6 protein-coding genes are annotated in these 5,000 nt (G+C 38.0%); 2 read left to right on the plus strand and 4 right to left on the minus strand.

What is annotated here, in order from left to right; translation table 11 throughout:
- Positions 1–25 precede the first annotated feature (25 nt).
- Both W293_RS0100020 and W293_RS0100025 read left to right on the plus strand, forming a co-directional pair.
- Positions 26–310, plus strand: coding sequence for a type II toxin-antitoxin system RelB/DinJ family antitoxin (locus W293_RS0100020; RefSeq protein ID WP_025650491.1), 285 nt, complete (start codon positions 26–28; stop codon positions 308–310).
- Complete coding sequence (locus tag W293_RS0100025; RefSeq protein ID WP_025650492.1) at positions 297–563, plus strand: type II toxin-antitoxin system mRNA interferase toxin, RelE/StbE family; 267 nt, start codon at positions 297–299, stop codon at positions 561–563. Before W293_RS0100020 ends, W293_RS0100025 begins: the two co-directional genes overlap by 14 nt.
- Positions 564–579: 16 nt before the next feature.
- Here the strand turns inward: W293_RS0100025 and W293_RS0100030 are convergent, their stop codons facing one another.
- From W293_RS0100030 to mobV, 4 genes are all read right to left on the minus strand, one after another.
- On the minus strand, positions 580–975 hold the full coding sequence (locus W293_RS0100030; protein WP_025650493.1) for an SCO4402 family protein: 396 nt from the start codon (positions 973–975) through the stop codon (positions 580–582).
- Positions 948–2,057 (minus strand): PAAR domain-containing protein, encoded by a 1,110-nt coding sequence (locus tag W293_RS17310; RefSeq protein ID WP_198015399.1) that lies wholly within the window; start codon positions 2,055–2,057, stop codon positions 948–950. The genes W293_RS0100030 and W293_RS17310 overlap by 28 nt, the downstream gene beginning before the upstream one ends.
- A gap of 134 nt (positions 2,058–2,191) precedes the next feature.
- Positions 2,192–3,142, minus strand: a complete 951-nt coding sequence (gene repM / locus W293_RS0100045) for a replication initiation protein RepM (RefSeq protein WP_025650494.1) — start codon at positions 3,140–3,142, stop codon at positions 2,192–2,194.
- 519 nt (positions 3,143–3,661) lie between these two features.
- Positions 3,662–4,564, minus strand: a complete 903-nt coding sequence (mobV, locus tag W293_RS0100050) for a MobV family relaxase (protein WP_025650495.1) — start codon at positions 4,562–4,564, stop codon at positions 3,662–3,664.
- Between the last annotated feature and the right edge of the window lie 436 nt (positions 4,565–5,000).

The raw sequence follows: 5,000 nt of genomic DNA on the forward strand, positions 1-5,000 counted from the left end.
CGAATATAAGCGAAAGGTGATTGCTATGACTACAACTAATTATAATATACGGCTTGACCAGGATCTGAAGGATAGGTCTTTTTCTGTTCTTGAAAGCTATGGACTAACGCCTTCACAAGCCATAAGACTGTTCTTGAACCAAGTCGCCGATACCAATGCGATTCCTCTGTCTTTTGACTATCAACAACCTAAGCTCAACGCGCAAACACTCGCGGCTATTGCTGAGGTCGCGAGCGGTAAAGGTAGTAAGTACGATAGCTTTGGTGATTTGATGGATGAGCTAGAAGGCGAAGCTGATGAGATCCATTGAAGTATCAAGTCAGTTTAAGAGAGATGCTAAAAAGAATTATCTAAGTTTACTCACTCCTGCATGGGGCGAGGTGCTCAATTGTTTGACTAACGATATACCACTACCGGCTAAATACAAAGATCATGCGTTGACCGGCAATCATAAGGGTTTTAGAGATTGCCACATCAAACCTGATTTGGTGCTTATCTACCGTATTCAGAGCGATACGGTAGATTTCGTTAGGCTGGGTAGCCATTCAGAAGTATTTGATTAGCTAACAGCTACAGATGCTACGTATGTTCTAACATAAGCTCAGAATGTAAAGTTTTAGCGCTATTTAAAATCTCGCTCCATTCTTTAACATCCATATATTGCTCATCTGTCAAGTCAAAACCATATTTTTGAAACAATTTTGCAATATTTTCATTTAGAGCTTCAAATAATTTAGCTTCTTTGTCATTTTTCAAAACTAGACCAATCCAAGCGTTTGGATCGCTATCTCTTTCTAGCATGTCATCTAAGAAATTTACACTTGCATCAAAGTCATCGTAAAAACTAGGGTTATCTGGATTGGATTTTCCCCAGTATTGACGTTGATACTCTGAATCCGATAATGATTCTGTATAAGCAATTAGGTTATTTCTCATGTCTGGATATTTTATTTCGGTGAATTCCACTTGTTCCATTGTTCATACTCCTTAAGTGGGATATGTGCTTGATCCCAATTATCTTTAATTGTGCCCTTAATAGGTTCACCGTTTCTACCAATTATTCTGCCGTTGTTGTTTATAATAACATGGTCAACTTGTTGCCGAATTTGAGAGTTGCTTGGATTACCTTTATCTATACGTACGCTATTTCCTTTATTTGCTCCATCAAACCAGCGATAACCTTCCCCTCCTTTTCTATTAGGTATAGGAGATTTGAAGCTCTCAGGAAATTTATTTATAACACCGTTAGGTACTTTCAGTGTTGAATTTGAAGGCAGCTTTAATGACGAATTAGAAGCACTAATTTTTGGTTTATTTACCCTACTCTTGATTACATACTGCCCAGCTTTGACACCTATTTGAGCAGATTTTAATGCTAATCCTGCTGGTATTGTCAATATATCAAAAGCGAGCATATCTCTTGCTGCAATTTCTTTAACTCCTTGACGAAATTTTGCTTCGTCACCACCGACATTTATATATATTGATTCTAGTTCTGCCTGATAACGAAGCTCTTCTGGAGTACCCGCAGTACCAGGTATGTATATAGGTCTATCACTACCTCCCCCTCCTTCGTTAGGCTCACCAGCATAAGTATTACCTGCTACGAGACTACCCTCAGCTGCATTATCCTCATTATCGAAAGGCGTAAAATTTACAAATAGAATATCTAAATCGTTGTTATAAGACTCTGATGGTTGGTTGTCTTTAGGCGCTGCAAAGCTAGCAAATACAGCTTCTGGATCAGATTTAGGAAACTGCATAGGCGCTGGCTGCTCAACGCCCATCACCTCAAAGTCACTCTCGCAAAACGATTGCTGATTAGCAATAAGCTTAGCACCGCAGCTAGTCACATCTCCTGCGCGAGCAATGGGCGCACCATCGACAATAAACGAGGAGTCCCCTGTCAAAATAGTGGTCAATTTTTTACACTTTTTACAGATAACTTTATCGCCTTTACGCGAGATAGGAATACCGTTATGAGTGCTGTGCGGTGAGCCACTAATAACTTCACCACCATGAGTCGTTGTCGCGCCTACGGTGATATAAGCTGCCATAGTATCGTCCTAAATATTATTATCATCTAAATTCTAACATGATAAATGGACATAAGTTTATAAAAACCATAAGAGGGTTACCGCCATTCAAGTCCTCACTAGAGAACCGTACCTATCCAAAATATTCACAAGTCTTAGTATTCAAGATACTCTCTAATAGGGCGTTTCTTAAATTGTGAAGGATCCTTTTTGAGACGATTAATCATTTCAAACTCCCAAGCGTTCGGATCTTGACCTGCTGGACTAGTAGAACTAACCAAATGATTATAATCGGCAACAAAGCTAGGATTACGGGCAATACGCCCCAGCTGCCTATCATTTAATCCTTCAACCGTAAACATATCAGATGTATTACCGTCTCTTCCACTTGCTAAACTCTGAGTGCTTTTGGATTTTTCTTTATCCGAGATTTTGAATTTAAAACCTATTATCGTTCTACCTTTTTTAACTTGCTCATAGCCAACTTTGATATCAGTTTTTTCATTAATTTCTTGAACCGCAAGGTCTAAAACTCTTAATTTAAAATTCCCCATTCTTTTATATTCACTAGACTCTATACCTAGTTGACTTCTAAACCTCTCAAGCTCAAACATAGGGGTGTTTTTAGCTTGTTTCCATTGCACCAGCAGCTCATAAAGTCTTACAGAGTAAATGCTATCCATACTCGCTGTTTGTTCTAGTAGATAAGAAGTAAAAAAGTCTTCCGCACCATCAATACGGCTGATTCCTTTAACTACAGCAAGGGTAAAAACCAATTCAATTGCACCCTCATCATCAAGATAAGTTACTTCCTGAATCCAGCGTGACTTGACGATCTTTCCATGTTCATTGACGTAACTGAAACGTCTGTTAAATAGGTTTTCTTCAGCGTCTTTCATTCGCTGATAGCCATTCTGTCGAGTGGTTTCAAACATTTCAGCATAGCGTAAGGCATCAATACGTAGAGGCTTATCAGTACTCAGTCCAGTATTTGTCTCTCTTGCATCTACTATTGCTAATTGAATAATTCGGATTTCAGGCAAAGATAAGTTTTGTAAGGCTGAATTAAGCTGATTTGTTTTGACGACTAAATTACCCTTAGACATACAATTTCCTTATAAATTATTTATGACTACACTACTATAATAAAGTATATTAATCTACATATAAAAACTAGTAGTTTAATGGTAAGTAAACGTAGTCATATGGGTAAGTAAACGTAGTCATATGGGTAAGTAAACGTAGTCATATGGGTAAGTAAACGTAGTCATATGGAGGTTACAGCCCTCTAACACCAATGCATACAGAGGACTTAAAAGCATTTAAAAGCATTTAAAAGCATTAAAAGCATTTTTTTATTTTTTTTACTGATTAAAAAACAAAAGAAAAAAGCCCTAGTTACCTCAAAATATTAAGGTCTTTTTGGTGATCTTTTGGATCAAGTAATCGATCAACGCTTTCAAAATTATCTATCAATTTGTTTTTAACCTCATCCAAAACAACAGGGTTTTTCAAATTTAGAAGTTTTTAAGCACTCTAGTGACTTTATTTTTCTTTAATCTTAGTAATGGGCTATAGGAACCACTCTATATGCCTACATAATTAGATTTAACAGCACTCATTCTCTATTTTGATAGATACCTAGCCCTTTCATATTTAACTCTCTCTATGGCGATTTTTCGGCTTTCTAGCTGCATTACCTCATTCACCCTAGCAATTTCCTCTTGATTTAACCCTTGAATTGCCATTAAGTAAGGCTCAGCAAGCTGTTTAAGGGTGTCATAGCTGTCTTCCGCCACGATTTTATCCATCTTAGCCTTTTCGTAGTCCACTAAAATGCTGTTTGCTGCCTTCACAGTCGGTTCTATTTGCTCAATAACGGCTGCTGTGACCTTTTCACCATACCGAGCCTTGCTTTCAAACATTTCAGGCTTAGGTGATACGGTTGTAATACTAAAATCTCTAGCATGGTTGATGTCGTGGTAATATTCCTTGATGCTGGTATGCTTGGCTTTAGAGCCTTCCTTGCCCCTCGCTAGTCCTAAATCAGCGACCGCATTGGCAAAATTGGTTTGCATCTGATTTAACTTAACCCTGCCGCCTAGAAAATCCTTACAGTTGAGCTTCCCCTTTTGATCAATAGGAATAACATAAGCGACTAGTTGCGGTGTGCTTATGTCTCGATGAATACTCATACCTGCAATATTTTCTGCTCCATGCTTATCTATGAGCCATAAACTGGCTCGCTCAAAAAATTCCACTTCTTGGCTAGTTCCCCAGCCTTCCCATTCAGGACTGGCAGTTATTAAATACTCAATACAGAGCACCGCATCAGAGCGTCTTTTTTCAGGAAGTCGATCTTTTATTGCCTGTTTAACGGCTTCAGGGGTAGCAACGCTATGATAATTTTTAGAGGTGAGGTCGGGGTCAGCATTTGGCGTTTCTATCGTTCGATAGCTGTGTGCCAGACTGCTACCAATGTTGCCCATCGTCTTTAATTTTGTCGTCCTCAAAATCGCATAGTTCATTACTACTTTTTCCTGATAACTGGGTGTTATTTTACTAAAGTGTACTTACTACACCATAAATTCACCTGTTAGGAAAGCGAGATTTTTGCTGCAAAAGGCGGTAAAAAAGGGCTATTTTTCGCTTTTTAGAAGCAAGGCTGTAAACAAATTGTAAACACCTTTTTTCTTTTTAAATCAATGGCTAACATTCATTTTGTTTACACTTTGCAAACACCTTAATTTCAATAAATCTAACAATATCAGCTATTTGGCAGTCCCTTTAGGGTGCGTATGGTGTAGTCATTAAATTAGGTGAGAAATAACGGATTTTTTATCTGTCGTAAAATCTGCTACAAAAAAGGGGTTATAAGAGCGTTACTTCTCGTTTTTCACTGGCATAATCTTAGGCTGGTACAAACAACTTATTAACCTAAAAAAATCATCTGTAGCTACAGAT

Source organism: Psychrobacter sp. TB67 (assembly GCF_000511065.1).
GTDB lineage: Bacteria > Pseudomonadota > Gammaproteobacteria > Pseudomonadales > Moraxellaceae > Psychrobacter > Psychrobacter okhotskensis.

Coding starts and splice junctions, on each gene's coding strand:
- W293_RS0100020 (WP_025650491.1), top strand. CDS start 26: ATGACTACAACTAATTATAATATACGGCTTGACCAGGATCTGAAGGAT.
- W293_RS0100025 (WP_025650492.1), top strand. CDS start 297: ATGAGATCCATTGAAGTATCAAGTCAGTTTAAGAGAGATGCTAAAAAG.
- W293_RS0100030 (WP_025650493.1), bottom strand. CDS start 975: ATGGAACAAGTGGAATTCACCGAAATAAAATATCCAGACATGAGAAAT.
- W293_RS17310 (WP_198015399.1), bottom strand. CDS start 2,057: ATGGCAGCTTATATCACCGTAGGCGCGACAACGACTCATGGTGGTGAA.
- repM (WP_025650494.1), bottom strand. CDS start 3,142: ATGTCTAAGGGTAATTTAGTCGTCAAAACAAATCAGCTTAATTCAGCC.
- mobV (WP_025650495.1), bottom strand. CDS start 4,564: ATGAACTATGCGATTTTGAGGACGACAAAATTAAAGACGATGGGCAAC.